Genomic DNA, 19,064 nt, shown 5'->3' with positions numbered 1-19,064 from the left:
CATGAGCAGAACTTTTGCGATCGGCGATATCCATGGAGCCTACAGGGCCTTGCAACAGATGATCGAAAGAATACAGCCTACGGTCAATGACCGGCTGATTTTCCTGGGCGATTACGTTGACGGCTGGTCCGAATCCGCCGAAACCATCGCTTACCTGATGGAACTGGACCGCAGGTATACCTGCGTATTTCTTCGCGGCAACCACGACGCCTGGTGCGAATCCTGGCTGGGCGGGGAGCCACCGCTGGACCTCTGGTTGCAGCATGGTGGCAGGGCCACGGTGGCGAGTTACGAGAAGTTGTCGGCGGAAGCGCGCAAAGAACACCTCGCATTTTTCCACCGCATGCGGCAGTTTTATGTAGACGAGCATAACCGGCTTTACATCCATGCCGGTTTTGCATCGATGCATGGCCCCCAGTTCGAGCGTTACCAATATAACTACATGTGGGACCGCACGCTTTGGGAAATGGCCCTGGCGCTGGATCCCCGGCTCAAGCCCAACGACGCCCGCTATCCTAAGCGGCTGCGGCTGTACGATGAGATTTTCATCGGCCATACCCCTACCATCAATTACGGCGAGTTCGATCCCATGCATGCCGGCAACGTCTGGAACGTAGACACCGGCGCCGGCTTCAACGGCAAGCTCACCGCCCTCGATCTCCGGACGAAGGCGTTTATCCAGAGCGACACCGTTCAATACCTCTATCCCGGCGAAAAAGGGCGGAATACCTGATTTTTCGTAAATTTGCGGCCGCGATGGTCAAACTCGGACATATCACCCTGCCGGAATTCCCCCTGCTCCTGGCGCCCATGGAAGACGTGAGCGATCCCCCGTTCCGGGTGGTTTGCAAAGCCAACGGGGCAGATCTGCTGTATACGGAATTCATTTCCAGCGAAGGACTGGTTGGCGATTCGGCGAAATGCCGCCGCAAACTGGATATTTTCGATGAAGAGCGCCCCGCAGGCGTGCAGATCTTCGGGGGTGACGAAGGCCGTATGGCACAGGCGGCGCAGATCGTAGACCTCACACAGCCGGATTTCCTCGATATCAACTTCGGCTGCCCTGTAAAAGGGATCGTGTCGCAAGGCGCGGGATCGGGTGTTCTGAAGGATATTCAGCTGATGGAAAGGCTCACGACAGCCTGCGTTAAAGCCACCAGCCTTCCCGTTACGGTTAAAACCCGCCTGGGGTGGGACGATGACACCAAAAACATCGAAACCGTCGCCGAAATGCTGCAGGACGCCGGCATCAAAGCCCTCACCATCCACGGCCGCACCCGCTGCCAGATGTACAAAGGCGAAGCCGACTGGTCGCTCATCGCCAAAGTGAAAAACAATCCCCGCATCCAAATTCCCATCTTCGGCAACGGCGATATCGACAGCCCGCAGAAAGCGCTGGAATATAAAAACCGCTATGGTATCGACGGCATTATGATCGGCCGCGCCGCCATCGGTTATCCCTGGATTTTCCGCGAGATCCGCCATTTCCTGCAAACCGGCGAAGAGCTTGCCGCCCCCACCCTGGCCGAGCGCATCACCGTCTGCAAACAACATCTCGATAAATCGCTGCAATGGCGGGGCGGCCACGCCGGCATCTACTCCATGCGCCGCCATTACTTCACCTACCTCAAAGCGCTCCCCGGTATCAAGGAATACCGCAACAAACTCGTTACCCTCACCGATCCGGACGAAATCAAATCCGTGCTGGACGATATCCTCCGGGCGTATGAAGGCTTCGAGATGGAGAAAGCGCCCATCCAACTCATCAACTACCACGAAAATTGCCCGATTTAACCGCTATTTACAATCGGTTTTTGAATAAGGGGAAGGATCGAAGCGAAGACGGGAATCGTCTGTCGCGAAAATGGGTATGCCATTGGCGTCCGCACTGTCTGCCAGGGCTTCATAAAGCTGTTCACCCATCATCTTGAAAATCACCGGCCGGTCGCTGGTGGTGCCTTCGCTTTTGAAATGATAAGTGCCGCGGAAAATATTATCTGACAACGCGCCGCTTACCGTTCCGGAATTCTTGTCTTTTTCATGAAATTTATACTCCAATACGCCTTTCACGTCCGTATCATCCACTACTAACTGCAGCAGGAACGTGTCTTTGCCCGTCACTTTCTGGTAACAATGAGCACTGGCCTGGGTTTCGGCAGATTGCTCGCTGGAAGGGGAAGATTGACAGGCAAGTGCGATGTACGGGATCGTCATCAATAAGGCAGTTCGCATCAGAGAATATTTTTTTAAATCTACACAAAAAAAAGTGAACGCTGCTGACATAAGGTTGTCAAACCCCGGTTCCATCTTTGTATCATCAAACCAAAAAACCAAAAATCATGGCAACTATTCCCGCTTTGTTGAAAGAAATGGCCCGCGAGGCCGAAACCACCCGCAAAATGCTGGGCCGCATTCCGGCCGACAAGCTCGACTGGCGGCCCCATCCCAAAAGCATGGATATGCGCAGCCTGGCCACCCATATCGCGGAACTGCCTGCCTGGGCCAAAATGGCCGTGGAAACCGATGGGATCGACTTCGCCGCGATGGCATACACTCCGCCCGTGGTGAATTCCGCTCAGGACCTGCTGGATATCCACGAAAAATCGCTGAAAGAGGGTTATGAAAGCCTCGAAAAGGCCGACGAATCCACGTTCGGCCAGCCCTGGACCCTCCGCACCGGCGACCAGGTGCATGGCATGTCGCCCAAATCCGAGATCATCCGGATGTCGTATAACCAGATCGTGCATCACAGGGCGCAGCTGGGCGTTTACCTCCGTCTGCTGGATGTGCCCATCCCCGGCAGTTACGGGCCCAGCGCCGACGAACCTTCGATGTAACCAACGGCACATATGCAAAACGAAAAGGGAAGCGAAAACGCCTCCCTTTTTTTGCTTGCCTAAATTATCGTAAAGAAAGATTGAGAATACTACGGACGGTGGATCCATTTTTCGTTCAGGAAAAAGGTTCCGAAAGGCACGATGGATGCGGCCAATGCGATGGCGGTCTTCTTTAAGGACCACTGCATGGCTACTTTCAGCTCGATCACCAGTACCACATACAGAACAAATAACAGTCCGTGCGCCATACCCAGCTGCTTGTTGAGCCAGGGCTCATCGAAGAAATACTTCAGCGGCATGGAAATGAAGATAATAGCCAGGTAGGAAAGCCCTTCCAGCCACGCGATGATACGGAAACGTTTGATGGAGCGGGCGTATTGTTCGCCAGTCTGTTGTTTTTCCATGGCGCAAACCTACGGCGGAAACTGGTTCCGGAAAATGATTATCGTCAGTTTACCGGTAACCGGCCGCCTGGAGCGAGAACAATTCTTCGTACCGCCCTTTTTTGGCGAGCAGCTCTTCGTGCGTCCCGATTTCGAGCAGCTGCCCGCCTTCGAGCACCAAAATCCGGTCGGCCATGCGCACGGTGGAGAAGCGGTGCGAGATGAGTACGGCTGTTTTACCCCGGGTGAGGTCCGCAAAGCGTTGAAACACTTCATATTCTGCGCGCGCGTCCAGTGCGGCGGTAGGCTCGTCGAGGATGAGGAGCTGGGCGTTTTTCATGTATGCCCGCGCCAGTGCGATCTTCTGCCATTCCCCGCCCGAAAGGTCAACACCGTTGCTGAAGCGGCGGCCCAGCCTCTGGTCGAAACCGTTGGGAAGTCGGCCATACAGCAAATCCGCCATGCTCTTTTCCGCCGCCAGCTCGATCCTGGCCGTATTATCGATTTCAGCAATGTTTCCTACGGCGATGTTTTGGGAGAAAGTCATCTGGTAGCGCTGAAAATCCTGGAAAATGACGCCTACCTGCATACGCAGTTCGTTAAGATCGTATTCGCGGAGGTCGTGACCATCGAGCAGGATACGGCCTTCCGAGGGGTCGTAGAGGCGCGCCAGTAGTTTGACCAGCGTGGTTTTACCCGCGCCGTTCTCGCCTACTAAAGCCAGTTTTTCACCGGGATGCAGGGTAAAACTGAGGTGGCGGTTGGCCCAGCGGGTGGCGTTCAGGTATTTGAATCCCACATTTTCAAAAACGAAGCCCTCGCGGATAGGGTTCGGGAAAGGCCGCGCTTTGGAAGGCTGCGTGATCCTCGGCGAAATTTCGAAAAACTCGAAAAGATCGCGCAGGTAAATCGCCCCTTGTGTTACACTGGTGAACCGCATCAGCACGCTTTCCAGCAAACCACGCAACTGCCGGAACGACCCGCCGAGGAACGCCAGGTCGCCGATAGTCAGCTGGCCTTTGACCGTTTGCAGGATGATGATGACATACGCGGCATAGTACCCCGCGCTTCCCACCAGCGAAAACACCACCGCCCAGATATTGTAGCGGACGGACAAAGCTTTCTTGTCATGATAAAACTTATCCGCAAGCGTTTTGAAGCGCTCCACGAGATATTGGCTGAGGTTGAAAATCTTCACTTCTTTCACGGACTCATCGCTCGCGCCCAGGAAGCGGATATAATCCAGTTCGCGCCGGGCGGAGGTTTCGCCCCAGGCCAGGGCGTAGAAACGGTCGTTGAAATGGGTTTCGGAGAAGAAGGATGGCAGCACCGCCACCAGGAGTAACAGGATCAGCCAGGGGCTGAACGTTAGTAAACCCGCTGCCAGGAAGATCATCGTTACCACATCCTGCACCTGCGTGAGCACCTGGCTGAGCAGCTGCGTGCGGCCGGCGGTTTGCTGGCGCGCGCGTTCCAGTTTGTCGTAAAAGGTGGAATCTTCGAACTGGTCGAGGTCGAGCGTGGCGGCATGCTGCATGATGCGTACAGAAGTGTGGTTGGCGACCTGTTCGCCCAGGAGTCCGTCTACCAGCGAAATCGCCCTTCCCAAAGCCCCGGAAATCACGACCAGCGCAAATTCCGCAGCCACCAGCTCCCAAAGGTAAGTGTAACTCACCTCGCCCGATACCTGCGTCAGGCGGACCACCTCATCGATAATCAGTTTGCTGATGTACAGCAATCCCAACGGCGTGGCGGATTGCGCGGCTCTTAACAGGATGTTCCAGGTAGTCATCCACGGACTGGTCTGCCAAACCAGTCTGAAAAAAGCGGGCAGATTTTTCAATGCCGCCATCCGCTGCCTGAAGCTCACATCGGGCTCCCCGGGTTTTCTGCTGGGTCTTCTCATGCGGCACTGAAGTTACGCAATTTGGACTTTCCGTAAAAAACGAACATCCGCAGGCCTACCTGCGGATGTTCAGGTGATGGCGGCATTGAGTGGCAACGTGAGCTGGATGGAGGTCCCATCGGCAGAGGATTCCACGTCCATCGTCCCGCGGAACGCTTCTGCCCGCGATCGGAGGCCGAACATTCCGATGCCCGCGGTTTCGCCGGTGGTGGCGAATCCTTTCCCATCGTCTTCCACCGTTAACGAAAACATTTCTTCCCCGAAATTCAGCTGTACCAAAACGTGGGTGGCTTCGGCATGCTTGATGACGTTGGCGAGCAATTCCTGCAAGGTCCGGTAGATCATCAGTTGGAAATGCGCGTTGAAACGGCGGGGCTCGCCGTAGGAATGATATTCGATCTCCAGGGAATGATGGCGGCCGAGTTTTTCGCAATAGGCATGCGCAGCCACATCGAGGCCTTCTTCGAAAAGCAGCCGCGGCATGAGGTTGTGGGAAGTATCGCGGATTTCGGACACGGCGTCGTTGAGAAGGCTCAGGGTATTACGGTACGGCGCGGATTGGGAAAGCTCCCGGTACTGCGATTCCAGCGAAGCCAGGTATAGCTTCACGCCCGACAGGATGGAGCCCGCGCCGTCGTGGAGGTTCCGGGCAAGGCGGGCGCGCTCTTTCTCCTCCCCTTCCATCGACGCCTGCGCCATCGCCAGTTCAGCTTCCTTTTGAATCAGTTGCAATTGCTGGCGCTGCAGCTGCTGTTGCTGCCGGAAATGAAAATATATGCCGCCGGCGATCGCCAATACCAATAGCAAACCGCCGCCCAATGCTGCCAGCATGCCGCTTTTCTTCCGCAGCTCCAGGTCTTTTTTCGTGATTGCCAATTGTTGGTCTGCCAGCGATTTGTCCTTCTCCAACGTCCGGTATTTCGTTTCCAGTTCATTCACTTTGGTGGCTACGTCCGTCTTCTGTAAACTGTCGCGGTACCTGACATAATCGTCGAACGCTTCCATGGCGGCTGTTTTCTGGCCCAGTCGGATATTCACTTTCGTGAGCAACTGCGAATGCTGCATAAGGGTAGGCACATGCCCGATGCTTTTCAATGCAGGTGCGGCTTTCAGCAAATACTCCCTGGCCATGGCATGGTTACCGGATTCATAAAACGCCAGCCCGAAAGTTTCGTGCATGGAACTGACCAGCAGCGGCGGCAACGTAAACCCGCGGGCAATGCGCTCTGCTTCGTGCAGGTAAATCAATGCGGAATCGGCGTGCAGTTTCTTCGTGGCATACAGGTCCGCAATCCCGACGCGTGCATAAAAGCGCCCCAGCTGGTATTGCGCGAGGTCGCTGATCCGGATGGCTTCCCGGAACGATCTCGCGGCGTCGGAAGGCTGGTTGAGGCGGGTGTATTTGTCACCCATATTGATGAGCACTTTGATATGGTTGCCGGAATCGCGGCGTTGCACATACAAAACCTCCGCTTTCCGGAGATAATGCAGGCTTTTCTGCAACTGTTCCATCTGGCTGAAAATGATCGACAGCCCGTTGTATGCATGCGCCATGCTGACGGTATCCCCCGCCTCGCGGTAAGCTTCAATCCCATGGAAATATGCCTGGGCGGCGGTGTCGAGCCGGCCTGATTGCATCATGGTGTTCCCGATACCGGTCCAGGCTACGCCGGTGTAACGGTAGCTTTTTTCTTTCAGGAGATATTCCAGCGAGCGGCCGTATTCCACCAGGCCGGAATCCAAATGCCCTTTATGCGTAAGAACCTGTGCACGGGCGCAGATGAGCGTGCCGATGCGGCGGTTATTCTCCAGCCGACGGCTAATGGCGAGCGCTTTGTCGATGAGCGCCATGGCGGAATCATCGTCCAGCTCGTGGAGATCGGTGGCGTAGTCGAAAAGACGGTCGGCCAGCACAGTGTCTTCTTTGCCGTATTGCAACAGGGGCTTGTGTTTCCGGTGCACTTCCTCTATCGTTTGCGCGGCAGCGGTGAAGGCATTAAGGCTCAGCGCCATGGAAAAAGCGATGGCAAACAGTTTCCGGATATGGAAAAATCGGTGGTGCATGGTTCGTGGATGGCAATTAAATAATGAATATGTCTTAAGCGGATTGTGAAGTGATGATGGTGTCCGGAACGGGGAACCGGATATGAATGGAAGTTCCTTCGGCCGAGGAATCCACCTCCATGCTGCCATGGAACGCTTCTGCCCGGGTTTTGAGGCTATACAGGCCGATGCCGGCGCCTTCCTTCCCGGAAGCCATCCCCTTGCCGTCGTCTTCCACCGTCATGGCAAATTCCTCTTCCCCGAATTCCAGCTGCACGAGGGCGTGCGTGGCCTGGGCGTGTTTCATGACGTTGCCCATCAGTTCCTGCATCATACGGTAAACCGTCAACTCGAAACCGGGATCGTAGCGCGTGGGGCGCCCCACCGATTCGTAGGCGAACGCCACCGACTGGTTACGGCCCAGTTTCTCGCAATAGTCGGCCGCGGCGGTGTCCAGCCCTTCTTCGAAGAGCAGGCGAGGCATGAGGTTGTGGGAAGTGTCCCGGATTTCGGTAACGGCGTCGTTGAGCAGGCGCAGGGTGTCGTGATAGGAAGGTGAACCGGCGAGCTCGATGTATTGGTTTTCCAGCGACGCGAGGTAAAGCTTGACGCCGGATAAGATAGAGCCCGCCCCGTCGTGAAGGTTCCGGGCGATACGGGCGCGTTCTTTCTCCTCCCCTTCCATCGATGCCTGCCTCATCTTCAGTTCGGATTCCTTTTTCAACAGTAACATCCGTTGCAGCTGCAATTGCTGCCGCGTCCGGAAGCGGTAATACACACCGCCGCCGATAATCAACACCAGTAGCAAGCCCGCGCCCAGCAATGCTGTTTGCAGGTTTTTCTTGCGTATCTCCAGGTCTTTTTTCGTGATGGCGAGTTGCTGTTCGGCCAGCGCCTTGTCTTTTTCCAGCGTCCTGTATTTCGTTTCCAGTTCGTTCACTTTAGTAGCCATTTCTTTGCGCTGCAGGCTGTCGCGGAACTGGACGTAATTTTCCAGCGCTTGCAAAGCGCCTTTCTTATCGCCGCGGTGAATCTGGATTTTTGCCAGCTGCTGATTGAATTCCACCAACGATTCCATCAACCCCAATTCCTCGGAAATATCCAGCGCTTTCCGCGTGTACGTCAACGCCTGGTCGTATTCCCCTTTTGTATAATAGACGCGTGAAGACACGAAGTAGATATGTACTTTATCGAATGGCCCTATTTCAAATTTCTCGGCATATGCTTCTGCCTGCCGGAGCCAATACAGCGCGGAATCCAGTTTTTCGGGATAGCGCCCGTAATGCCCACCAAGGCATAGCCGCCCCATGCACTGGCCTTTCGCGTAGCCGGCATGGTCACTGAGGGCGATCACTTCACGGCAGGCCATGCCCGATTCATGATAGCGGTACAGGTAGCCATTGAAATTGGCGCGGTTGAGGATCATTTTCACCCAACTGGTGGTGTCTCCGCTCATGGCGAAATACTGTTCGCTTTTAAGGACATAATACAGACCTTTTTCGATCTGCGACATATTGGCGAAAGCGAGCGCCAGTCCATTGTATGGGTGCGCTTTCTGCAGGGAATCCCGCGCGGGGATCAAGTCTATCGCCGCGAACAATTCCGCCACCGCGGAATCGAACTTTGCCATGCGGATGTAATTGAACCCGATATAGGTTTGCATGCCCGCCATGGCGGAGCTGTCTTTCAGCTGTTTGAAAATCGCGAATGACGCGCGGCTGGCTTCCTGGCTTGCGCTGAAATTCCCCTGATACAAATAGTATTTGGCGAACACCTCCAACGCCCTTCCCTGCCCGGAAAGCGAGCCGGCCTTACGGCTGAGCGCCATGGCCTCTTCCGCGATTTTATAAGTCGAATCGTTGCTGTAATCGAATACCGCCATGGCGTAATTGATCAGGGCCGTGATTTTCGCGGTATCGCTTTTGGCGGACCCGACGATGGGCCGGTGTTGGCTGGAAAGCTGTTCCGCCTTTTGCGCCGCGGCGGTTTGCGAAAGGAAAAGCAGGATCAGCCCGAAAACGGTCCCGGTGATGTGAATGCGAAGTGGCATGGCTTGGAAATATGGAATGCTGCAAAACGGAATACGGGGAAACCCGCGCCGGGTGGCGACAGGCAATTGCTGCCAGCGGCTGAATGAAGAGAACATACGAAGCATAACTGGTGATCTAAACCGGTTCATAAATACGGCAGCAGGCAGCACACCAGTTTGCTTACCCAGGCCAATGAAGCTGCATGGCACACAGCGGTATTGCCCCGGAAAGGTTCCGGAATGCGCCCGACTGCTCAATAAATTACGAGGAATATGCTGCTAATATGCCCTCATGGCTGTTTTCAGTAGCGCTTACCGACTATTTCAGCAAGCCGCGCGATGAGGAATTGGGTAAATATACTCAATTTTTCTTGTGTGGGACGAAATTCAGGAAGCGAGGATGACTTTCACACCACGGTCCTGCAGCATTTGCACAGTGGCGGAATCTACCTGGTTGTCGGTAAGGATGTAATCCACCTGTTCCAGGCTGCAGATGCGGCCGATGCCGCGGCGGTCGAACTTGGAGCTGTCGGCCATTACAACGACGGTTTGGGCGAGGCCGATCATTTTCATGTTGAGGCTGGCTTCGGCGAGGTTGGTGATGGAAAGGCCGAACTCGGGATCGATGCCGTCGACACCGACGAACAGCACGCCGCAGGAGATATCGTCGAGCAGGCGTTCGGCGAAGGAGCCGGCTGCGGCGGAAGAGCTTTGGTGGATGAGGCCGCCGATCTGGAGCACGTCCACATTTGGTCGGTTGCAGAGTTCGAGGGCTACTTTGAGCGCGGGAGTGATGACGGTGATATGTTTGGACGGGTGGAGGATGCGGGCGAGTTCGAAGACGGTGGTACCAGAGCCGATGATGATGGAATCGTTATGGCCGATCAGTTCCATCGCAGCGCGGGCGATCTTCTTTTTTTCTTCCATCCGGATGAATTCTTTCTCGTTGATCGGGCGCTCGATGGCGTAGGGGTTTTGTGTGGAGCCGCCGCCTTTGGTGCGGAAGAGGAGTTTCTTTTCTTCAAGGAGTTTGAGGTCTTTGCGGATCGTCACGCCGGAAACCTGGAGCATTTCGCTCAGTTCCTGGATATCGACTTTCCCTTTTTCCTGCAGTTCCTGTAAAATGAGCTGGTGCCTTTCCGTGATATTCATAGCGTAGTGGCTTTCTTAATGTTAAATAACCTTTCATCAAATATACATTTCTCTATCGGAATTGTCCAACAACTGATTTTATTTTTATGTTAATGATTGATTTGCAATTCAAATGAAAAATATCTAAAAACTTAACTTTAATTTATTTTTGTTTAATTAAGTTTAATTTTTACTTTTAGGAAGTTTCAATTCCATTCCATTTTATTCCACGAAACCTGATACCATGACTTCTTTAGAAAAAGCAGGCATTCCCCGGCAACTGATCTGGGGCTACCTCGGCGTTATGATCTTTATGATGGGCGACGGCATCGAGCAGGGTTGGCTGAGCCCTTACCTGGTTGATCACGGGATGACCGTTCAGCAGTCCGCCACCCTTTTCACCGTTTACGGCATCACGATCGCGATTTCCGCCTGGTTTTCCGGCGTGCTGGCGGAGGGCTACGGCGTCCGCCGCACGATGGCGCTCGGCCTGCTCCTCTACTGCCTCGGCACCGTGGGTTTCGTGGGCTTCGGCATGCCGAAGCTCAACCAGCCTGTGATGCTCCTCACCTACGCGCTCCGCGGCTTCGGTTATCCTTTATTCGCCTATTCCTTCCTGGTTTGGATCGCGTACAGCAGTCCGCAGCGGCAACTCGGCCGCGCCGTGGGCTGGTTCTGGTTCGTATTTACCGGCGGCCTCAACGTACTGGGCGCATACTATTCCAGCTGGGCCATCACTAAATTCGGGCACCTCAATACCTTATGGACCTCACTTTTCTGGGCGCTCCTAGGCGCGGTGATGGCGCTGTTGCTGAACCGCAGCAAACCGGCGCGGCAGTCTGCCGGCGGATCCAAAGCGGAAGAACTCGTCAAGGGGCTGACGATCGTGAAGGAAGAACCGAAGGTTTTACTGGGCGGGATCGTCCGCATCATCAACACCACGGCGCAATTCGCTTTCCCCGTGTTCCTGCCCATGTACATGGCGCGTCACGGATTCGATACCACGGAATGGCTCACGATCTGGGGCACCATCTTCACGTCCAACATCATTTTCAACCTCATCTTCGGTTTCGTGGGCGACCATTTCGGATGGCGCAACACGATCATGTGGTTTGGCGGCATGGGCTGCGCACTGAGCACGCTCCTGTTTTATTACGCCCCGCAAATCTGGGAAGGCAGTTACTGGGCGGTGATGGCGGCCGGCATTCTCTGGGGCGCTTTACTGGCGGGGTATGTACCGTTGACGGCACTCGTGCCTTCACTCGTGAAAAAAGACAAAGGCGCAGCCATGGCCATTCTAAACCTCGGGGCAGGCCTCCCAGTATTCGTAGGGCCCGCCATCGTAGGGCTTTTCATTGGATCGGCCGGCGAAGAAGGCGTGATCTGGATTTTGGCGGGGCTTTACGTCATCAGCGCCATCATCACCCGTTTCATCACCCTTCCCAACAATGCCAAAACCCTCCATCAAACGCAACCTGCAGAAGCAATACAATCCATATAGCATGCGCATTTTAATTACAGCTCCTTACCATCAGCAAGGCATCCGGGAAATAGACCAGCTTTTCGGAGAATCGGTATACAAGTCGTGGAAACCCAACGGCCGCGCCTGGAACGAATCGGAATTGCTCGGACTCCTGGCGGAAACAAAAGCGGAAGCGCTCATTACCGAACACGACCACGTTACCGCCAAAGTGATCGAATCGTTCCCGCACCTGAAATTTATCGGCGTTTGCCGCGGAACGCCCAGCAATGTAGCGGTCGGCAAAGCCACGGCGCTCGGCATCCCCGTATTTTTCACGCCGGCCCGCAACGCGCAGGCCGTGGCGGAAATGTTCATATCCAACGTGATCATGCTCCTGCGTAATACCATACCGGCCATCGACTGGCTCAAAGGCCGCAACTGGCAAGCCGGCGCACACGATTCCTAACTTCATTTCAAAGGCAACGAACTGGCCGGAAGAACCGTGGGCATGGTGGGCTTCGGCGCCATCGGGCAGCTCATCGCCGGCATGATCCGCAACTATCCCTGCGATATCCGCTTCTTCGATCCATACATAACGGAATATGATCCCGCTTACACCAAATGTACGCTGGAAGAGCTTTTCAGCACCAGCGACGTCGTTTCCATCCACCTCCCGGTGACAGCGGAGACGAAAAACATGATCAACGCCCGCGTATTGACATTGATGAAAAAAGACGCCATTTTTGTAAATACAGCGCGCGCGGCCGTAGTGAACCGGGAAGATCTCCTCGCCGCCCTCGAATCGCGCGCGATCCGCGGCGCGGTGCTCGACGTGTTCGATAACGAGCCGCCCGACGAAACGGATTACCGGATCATCGACCAGCCGCACGTGATCGCCACACCGCATATCGCCGGCGCCACTTTTGAGGTGGAAGACCATCACGTGGCCATCATGAACAAAGCCCTTACCCAATGGTTCGCCAACGGAAACCGCCAGATACGCGAGCTGGCGAACCGTCAAATACTTTCAACAACCGTCAATGGCTAAACAAGACGCATACATCATCGCAGACATCGGCACCGGCAACGTGCGCGTAGCGATCGCAACACCTGGGGGACAAGTGCTCAGCGTTGCGCGGGAAGATATCCGGTACGAAAAGGACCCGCTTTACCCTGACGCCCTGCAATTCGACCCAAGCGCCCTCTGGCAGCAGATCCTCGGCCTCACCTCGCAAGCCCTTGCCGCCGCGCCCGGCGTGGAAATCCGCGCCATCACGGCCACCAGCCAGCGCGAAGGCATCGTACTGCTCGACGCGCAGGGCAATTCCCTTACCGGCCTTCCCAACATCGACCACCGCGGCCGCGAATGGGAATACATGCTGGCGGATAAAAGCCGCGTGTACCAACTAACCGGCCGTTACCCGACTTCCCTTTTCTCCGCTTTCAAACTTGTGGGCATCCGCGAAAGGAAACCGGAGATCTGGTCCCAAACCGCGTTGTTCCTCAGTATTTCCGACTGGGTGGAATATCAGTTTTCAGGCATCGCGAAGTACGAACATTCGCAGGCGTCCGAAACGCTGCTGTTCGACGTGGAGCGCCGGGAATGGAGCGATGAACTATGTACCGCCTTTGGCCTGGAGGCATCTCTTCTTCCTCCTTTGCGCACCTCCGCGTCCGTGCTGGGCGACGTAAAACCGGAAGTCGCGCGGGAACTGGGGATTTCGCAGCTGGCGATCGTTGTAACCGGCGGCGGCGACACGCAGCTGGCCATCAAGAGTACCCGCCCGGCGGTGGATGATATGGTAATCGTCTCCGGCACCACCACGCCCATCGTGAAGCTCACCGGCAATTACACACTGGATGCGGAAGAACGCACCTGGACGAGCCGCGACATCGTGCCGGAGCGCTTCGTATTCGAAGCCAACGCCGGCGTTACGGGATTAAATTATCAACGCCTGAAAGAAATATTCTATCCCAACGAAGGATACGACGTTATCGAAAAAGAGCTGGCGGAAAACCGGCACACCTTCTGCATGGCGAGCCTGGGCTCGTTGCTGGCGGATGAGGAAGTGTCACTCACGAAAGGCGGCTTCATCTTTCCCGCGCCCGTTTCGCACCTGCTCACGCGCGGCAGCTTCGTTTGGGCCACGATGGTAGACATCGCGTGCTCCATCGTCAAAAATTATAAAATCCTCGCGGAAGTGTCCGGCCACCAGCCCGATTACATCTGGGGCTGCGGGGGTGGTTTGCAAAGCCTGACGCTCCGCCAGCTCATCGCCAATCTGACGGGAAAGAAAGTGCAGATGCGCGCGGGGTTCCAGCAATCCTCGGCCGTAGGCGGCGCGCTGATCTGCAACGAAGCGCTGGGGATCGACGGACAGATGGAGAGCACCATCGAAACCGTACACCCGCAGGATGAAGCCCACTACGCCGCTATTTACGCGGACTGGGAGAAAACACGGGATTATTTCCGGAACATGAACTGAGACAAGCAATTAATGGAACATACTTTTATCGGGCTGGACGTAGGCACACAGGGCGCAAGAGCCATTCTCACCGATGAGCGCGGCCTTGTACTGGCTGCTTTCAGCGAGCCATTCCCACTGAGCGCCGCTTCGCGCGAAGAACAATCGCCGGACGAATGGTGGGCTGCCTGCGAGAAATTGCTCGCTTTGCTGCTCCGGCATCCCGAAGCAGCAAAGCTGCGCGCGATCGGCGTCACCAGCACATCCGGCACCGTGATCCCTGTGGACGCCGCCGGCCAGCCGCTCCATCCCGCCATCATGTATAGCGACGGCCGCCAGGCGGAAGAAGGGAAACGCTGCAAAGCCCTCGCGGAACAATTCCACCCCGAAGGCTACACGGCGTTCAATACCACGAGCGGATTGCCGAAAATGGTGTGGTTCGCGGAACATTACCCGGAAAAAGCCCGCCGGATACACAAATTCATCCACGCCGCCGATTTCATCACCGGCAAACTGACCGGCAACTTCGGCATTACCGATTTTACCAATGTGTTAAAATCCGGTTACGACGTAGCAAACGAACGGTGGCCGGAATATATTTGGGGTCATTTACCCCTGCGCCGCGAGTGGCTGCAGGGCGTAGTACCTTCCGGCGCGCCCGTGGGCGAAGTCACCCTCCGCCTGCCCGGCATGCCGCCGAACGTGGTGGCCACCGCCGGGATGACCGACGGCTGCGCTTCGCAGATTGCCTCCGGCGCGGTAACGCCCGGCGCCTGGAACACGACCATCGGCACCACGCTCGTCGTGAAAGGCGTGACACTGCAGCCCCTGCACGACCCGCTCGGGCGGCTGTACAACCACCGGCACCCGCAAGGTTATTGGATGCCGGGGGGCGCCAGCAATACCGGGGCCGACTGGATTTCGAAGCACTTCCCCGGCGACCCCGGCGCGCTCAACGAAGCCGCCGCCCCGTTGATACCCACCGGCAAATTGTACTGGCCGCTGGAGCAACAAGGTGAAAGGTTCCCGTTCGTAGCGCCGCAAGCCAAAGCTTTCCAGGCGCAGGGGCTCGATGGAGCGGAGAAATTTGCCGCCGGGATGGAAGGCGTAGCCTATATCGAAAAGATGGCGTATGAATTGATTGTACAGCTTTCCGGCGAAACCGTGAAAGCCGTGTACACCGCCGGCGGCGCCAGCAACAGCACGCTCTGGTTGAAAATCAGGGCATCCGTGCTGGGCGTGCCGGTACATAAAATGAAAGAAGTGAGCGGAGCCGTGGGCGCCGCCATCCTAGCCGCGTCGCAAACATATTACGGCAGCATCGCGGAAGCCGCCGCCGCCATGGCTCATATCGAAAATACCATGCAACCCGATCCGGCACTGGAGAAAGCCTATCAACATGGCTACCAGCAGTTCCGGGACAAACTGAAAGAAAAAGGATATGCTTAACGTTTATTTGCTCCGGCACGGACAAACCGCCTGGAACGCAGACAACAACCGGTATTGCGGCCGGACCGACATCGCGCTGACCGCCAAAGGCATCGCGCAGGCCGAAGCCGTGCGCCAGCAACTGAAAGGCATCACTTTCGATGGCGTTTATTCCTCTCCGTTGGAACGCGCTTTCATGACCGCCAACATCGCTTCAGGGGCTTATGTCAAAAAAGATGAAAGGCTGATTGAGGCCGACTTCGGGACCTGGGAACAGAAAACGAAAGAAGAATTCATCGCCGAGGCGCCGGAGCACTGGCACCACTGGATGGAAGACCCCTACTCCTTCCGCGCCGGCGGAACGGGCGAAAGCGGCCGGGAAATCGTGGAGCGGGTAGATTCCTTCTTCACCGACATCCACCGCAAACACCCTGCCGGCAACATTCTCGTAGCGGCGCACAACGGCGTCAACCGCCTGTTCCTCGCGTACAAACTCGGCATGCCGCTCCGGAACTACCGGATGCTCGTGCAGGAAAACGCTTCCGTCACTATGTTCACCCTGGACGCAGACGGCGCATTCACTTTACAACACCTCAATGCCAAATTCTGATAGCATGAAACGAATTCTCCTCGGCGGCGCGCTGCTCTGCGCCACCATCACCGGCTTCGCCCAATCGGGCACGCATGTGCTGAAAATCAAAAACGCAAAGCAGCTCCGGGAATTTTTCCGCTATACCGGGAATGACATTCCTTTCGTCAGCGGCCACCGCGGCGGGATTAACAAAGGCTTCCCGGAAAACAGCATCGAAGCCTTCGCCAACACGCTCCGCTTTACCCCTGCCACTTTCGAAATCGATCCGCGGCTTACGAAAGACAGTGCGATCGTGCTCATGCACGACGCCACCCTCAACCGCACCACCAACGGCACCGGAAAAGTAGGCGACTATACGCTCGCCGAGCTTAAAAAGCTCCGCCTTAAAGATTTGGAAGGCAACCTCACCGACTTTCGCATCCCCACGCTGGAAGAAGCCATCATCTGGGCGCGCGGCAAAACCGTGCTGATCCTCGACAAAAAAGACGTGCCCTTCGAAATGACGGCCGCCATCATCAAAAAACATAAAGCCGAGGGGCATGTCATGGTGACCGTACATACCGCCAAAGAAGCCAAATGGTATCATGAGCGCAATCCCGAAATCGTATTCGAAGCGTTCGTAAAAACGCAAAAGGCGCTGGAAGAATATGAACAGGAAAACATTCCCTGGTCGCATATTATGGCGTATGTAGGCCCGGATAACAAACCGGAACTGAAGCCGCTGTACGCCAATCTCAACAAGCGCGGTGTGATGTGCATGATTTCCGCCGCACCTACTTACGATAAACTGCCGGACGCCGCTGATCGCGCCAAAGCATACCGCGCGGTCATCGAAGACGGCGCCAGCCTCATCGAAGCCGATCGCTCGCTGGAAGCCGGCGCAGCCATCCGCCCGCTGGTACCGGCCAAAAGCCCTAAAAAGAAATTCTTCGTAACCCGTAAATAAGACGTGTATTTTTTAACCTGTAACGTATATCGCGCCGGTCCTTTCGTCAGGACCGGCTTTTTTATGCCCTGAGTGAACAATGCGTGTGTAAATTGGGTAAATTGAAGGAAATAAAACCACTGCCCCATGGCCATCATCATCCTCGTAATGATCACTTTGATAGCGATAGAACATTTGTATATCCTCTGGCTGGAAATGTTCGCCTGGACTACCAGGGCGCCTAAAGTATTCCGGCAGATCCCCAAAGAAATGTTCGAGCCCACAAAGGCGCTGGCAGCCAACCAGGGGTTGTATAACGGTTTCCTGGCGGCGGGCCTGATCTGGAGCCTCTGGATAGACAATCCGGCGTGGCAGCAGCATGTAGCGGTGTTCTTCCTGATTTGCGTAGCCGTAGCGGGTATTTACGGCGCACTGACCGCCACGAAGCGCATCTTCTTCCTGCAAGCCCTCCCCGCGCTCATTACTTTATTGCTAATCGCGTTGCTGTAAACCTGCGGTATTTTCGCGGTACTTTTTCCGGAACCAGTACATGGATAACGCGGTGCCCGCCAGGCCCGTGACGCCGGCGATTTTCACCAGGCCTGTATAAAAATCCAGCCAGTTCAATTCCAGCCGGAACACCGTTTTGGCCAGCATGACGCCCACACTGCCGAGGTAGCCGAAAGAATCGGCGATATAGATGAGAAAACCCACATTGCCCGTAAACCGGAAAGCGGCGATGAACCGGTCAAACAACAGGCTGTTGAAAGGAATATAGACCATGTACAAACCCAGTCCCGCCAGCAGCATCCAGGCGTACATCCCGAGCTGGCCCGCGGAAAAAAGCATGGCGCCGGTTAGCGCGAGCGCAAATCCCGCCAGCATGATCCATTGCGTAACGAAGAACGCCCTGAAATTATGCTGCAGCCAGCTCATGGCGGCGATCATAACGAGAATCACCAGCGATATCAGGCTTTCCGTGCCCGCGAAAACGCCCGGTTGGAAATGTTCCCCGGAAGCGCGCCACATATCCGCCATGAAGCTGTCGCGCACTTCGCGCAGGATGGTAACGAGGACATAAATGAGGACGAGTAAGGAGATCCCCGGCCAGAAGCGCACCAGCAGTCCGCGGCGTTCCGCCGCGCTCATCGGCAACCTTTCCATTCGCTGTTCCTTGTCGGCGGGACCGGGTGGAGGGATTTTTTCGAGCAGCAACACAAATACGATCAGTACCGGCATAAACACGCAACCCACCACAAACGGCATACCGTATTCGGTTATGCCCCATCCTTCCATCACCCATTGCGCTACGCTTTTAGCCAACCCGGATGCGAAAATGAAGCTCACCGCCAGCGCGGCGCTGATCATATCCGTCGTCCGCCGGCCTTCGATATACGAAAATACCACGCCCCAAAGCATCCCCAGCGGGAAGCCGTTCAGGAACAGGCACCACCAGTTGTACGGTGGCGGCACCAGCGCAAAGAGCGCCCAGGCCAGCCATGCGGCGCCCGTGAGCCCGAGAATCAGCCAGTGGCGGTTCTTCCGCTGCATGCCGGCGATGAAACGGATACCGTAGAACTTGCTCAGCATGTACCCAAATACCTGCGACACCACCAGCACGATTTTGTAATCCATGCCCCAAAGCGTATGCCCCGCGAAAGCCCCCACATTGAAAGCCTTGCGAAACGAAAAAATAGCGGTGTAGGCGCAAAAGGCGGTAACGGCCGCGAATGCCGCCACGCCCAGTTCCCGGCGGGTAAATTGCATGTACGGAATATACGCTGAATTCACTGAAAAGTAAATAGCGCCGGACATAACAAGGCCGCCCAATGCGGACGGCCCTGTTCTATTCATGTATGGTTC

17 protein-coding genes and 1 pseudogene are annotated in these 19,064 nt (G+C 55.8%); 11 read left to right on the top strand and 7 right to left on the bottom strand.

Features of this window, described 5'->3' with window-relative positions; translation table 11 throughout:
- Position 1: 1 nt before the first annotated feature.
- Both WJU16_RS24120 and dusB read left to right on the top strand, forming a co-directional pair.
- Complete coding sequence (locus WJU16_RS24120) at positions 2-733, top strand: metallophosphoesterase family protein (protein ID WP_341835912.1); 732 nt, start codon at positions 2-4, stop codon at positions 731-733.
- Positions 734-756: 23 nt separating this feature from the next.
- Positions 757-1,794, top strand: coding sequence for a tRNA dihydrouridine synthase DusB (dusB, locus tag WJU16_RS24115; RefSeq protein WP_341835911.1), 1,038 nt, complete (start codon positions 757-759; stop codon positions 1,792-1,794).
- 3 nt (positions 1,795-1,797) lie between these two features.
- Here dusB and WJU16_RS24110 read toward each other — a convergent pair whose 3' ends face one another.
- The gene (locus WJU16_RS24110; RefSeq protein WP_341835910.1) at positions 1,798-2,232 is read right to left on the bottom strand and encodes a hypothetical protein; all 435 of its coding nucleotides are present in this window, start codon (positions 2,230-2,232) and stop codon (positions 1,798-1,800) included.
- A gap of 107 nt (positions 2,233-2,339) precedes the next feature.
- On the opposite strand from WJU16_RS24110, the gene WJU16_RS24105 reads away from it, so the two are divergent.
- Positions 2,340-2,837, top strand: a complete 498-nt coding sequence (locus tag WJU16_RS24105; protein ID WP_341835909.1) for a DinB family protein — start codon at positions 2,340-2,342, stop codon at positions 2,835-2,837.
- Between the two features lie 89 nt (positions 2,838-2,926).
- Here the strand turns inward: WJU16_RS24105 and WJU16_RS24100 are convergent, their stop codons facing one another.
- From WJU16_RS24100 to WJU16_RS24080, 5 genes are all read right to left on the bottom strand, one after another.
- The gene (locus WJU16_RS24100) at positions 2,927-3,241 is read right to left on the bottom strand and encodes a DUF3817 domain-containing protein (protein ID WP_341835908.1); all 315 of its coding nucleotides are present in this window, start codon (positions 3,239-3,241) and stop codon (positions 2,927-2,929) included.
- Positions 3,242-3,290: 49 nt separating this feature from the next.
- On the bottom strand, positions 3,291-5,126 hold the full coding sequence (locus WJU16_RS24095) for an ABC transporter ATP-binding protein (protein WP_341835907.1): 1,836 nt from the start codon (positions 5,124-5,126) through the stop codon (positions 3,291-3,293).
- 69 nt (positions 5,127-5,195) lie between these two features.
- Positions 5,196-7,190, bottom strand: a complete 1,995-nt coding sequence (locus tag WJU16_RS24090; RefSeq protein WP_341835906.1) for an ATP-binding protein — start codon at positions 7,188-7,190, stop codon at positions 5,196-5,198.
- 34 nt (positions 7,191-7,224) lie between these two features.
- Positions 7,225-9,219 (bottom strand): ATP-binding protein, encoded by a 1,995-nt coding sequence (locus WJU16_RS24085; RefSeq protein ID WP_341835905.1) that lies wholly within the window; start codon positions 9,217-9,219, stop codon positions 7,225-7,227.
- A gap of 366 nt (positions 9,220-9,585) precedes the next feature.
- The gene (locus WJU16_RS24080) at positions 9,586-10,350 is read right to left on the bottom strand and encodes a DeoR/GlpR family DNA-binding transcription regulator (RefSeq protein WP_298713495.1); all 765 of its coding nucleotides are present in this window, start codon (positions 10,348-10,350) and stop codon (positions 9,586-9,588) included.
- 223 nt (positions 10,351-10,573) lie between these two features.
- Here WJU16_RS24080 and WJU16_RS24075 point away from each other — a divergent pair, with 223 nt between their 5' ends.
- From WJU16_RS24075 to WJU16_RS24040, 8 genes and pseudogenes are all read left to right on the top strand, one after another.
- On the top strand, positions 10,574-11,830 hold the full coding sequence (locus WJU16_RS24075; protein ID WP_341835904.1) for an MFS transporter: 1,257 nt from the start codon (positions 10,574-10,576) through the stop codon (positions 11,828-11,830).
- Between the two features lies 1 nt (position 11,831).
- Positions 11,832-12,257: a hypothetical protein gene (locus WJU16_RS24070; RefSeq protein ID WP_341835903.1), complete on the top strand. Its 426-nt coding sequence runs from the start codon at positions 11,832-11,834 to the stop codon at positions 12,255-12,257.
- Positions 12,258-12,275: 18 nt separating this feature from the next.
- Positions 12,276-12,839: pseudogene (locus WJU16_RS24065) on the top strand (NAD(P)-dependent oxidoreductase); the annotation flags it as partial.
- Complete coding sequence (locus WJU16_RS24060; protein ID WP_341835902.1) at positions 12,832-14,277, top strand: FGGY family carbohydrate kinase; 1,446 nt, start codon at positions 12,832-12,834, stop codon at positions 14,275-14,277. The pseudogene WJU16_RS24065 and the gene WJU16_RS24060, both read left to right, overlap by 8 nt.
- A gap of 12 nt (positions 14,278-14,289) precedes the next feature.
- On the top strand, positions 14,290-15,705 hold the full coding sequence (locus WJU16_RS24055; protein WP_341835901.1) for an FGGY-family carbohydrate kinase: 1,416 nt from the start codon (positions 14,290-14,292) through the stop codon (positions 15,703-15,705).
- A complete protein-coding gene (locus tag WJU16_RS24050) occupies positions 15,698-16,294 on the top strand; it encodes a histidine phosphatase family protein (RefSeq protein WP_341835900.1) in 597 nt (198 codons plus the stop codon). The genes WJU16_RS24055 and WJU16_RS24050 overlap by 8 nt, the downstream gene beginning before the upstream one ends.
- 4 nt (positions 16,295-16,298) lie before the next feature.
- Positions 16,299-17,222: a glycerophosphodiester phosphodiesterase family protein gene (locus WJU16_RS24045; protein ID WP_341835899.1), complete on the top strand. Its 924-nt coding sequence runs from the start codon at positions 16,299-16,301 to the stop codon at positions 17,220-17,222.
- Positions 17,223-17,348: 126 nt separating this feature from the next.
- Positions 17,349-17,711: a DUF1304 domain-containing protein gene (locus WJU16_RS24040; RefSeq protein ID WP_341835898.1), complete on the top strand. Its 363-nt coding sequence runs from the start codon at positions 17,349-17,351 to the stop codon at positions 17,709-17,711.
- Here the strand turns inward: WJU16_RS24040 and WJU16_RS24035 are convergent.
- Entirely contained in the window at positions 17,694-18,968 is a 1,275-nt protein-coding gene (locus WJU16_RS24035) for a DUF5690 family protein (RefSeq protein WP_341835897.1), read from the bottom strand. The genes WJU16_RS24040 and WJU16_RS24035 overlap by 18 nt on opposite strands.
- Positions 18,969-19,064: the final 96 nt, after the last annotated feature.

This window comes from Chitinophaga pollutisoli (genome assembly GCF_038396755.1).
In the GTDB taxonomy this organism is placed as follows: Bacteria; Bacteroidota; Bacteroidia; order Chitinophagales; family Chitinophagaceae; genus Chitinophaga; species Chitinophaga pollutisoli.
The sequence above is the reverse complement of the archived record's forward strand: the minus strand, read 5'-3'. Positions and strand labels throughout refer to the sequence as shown.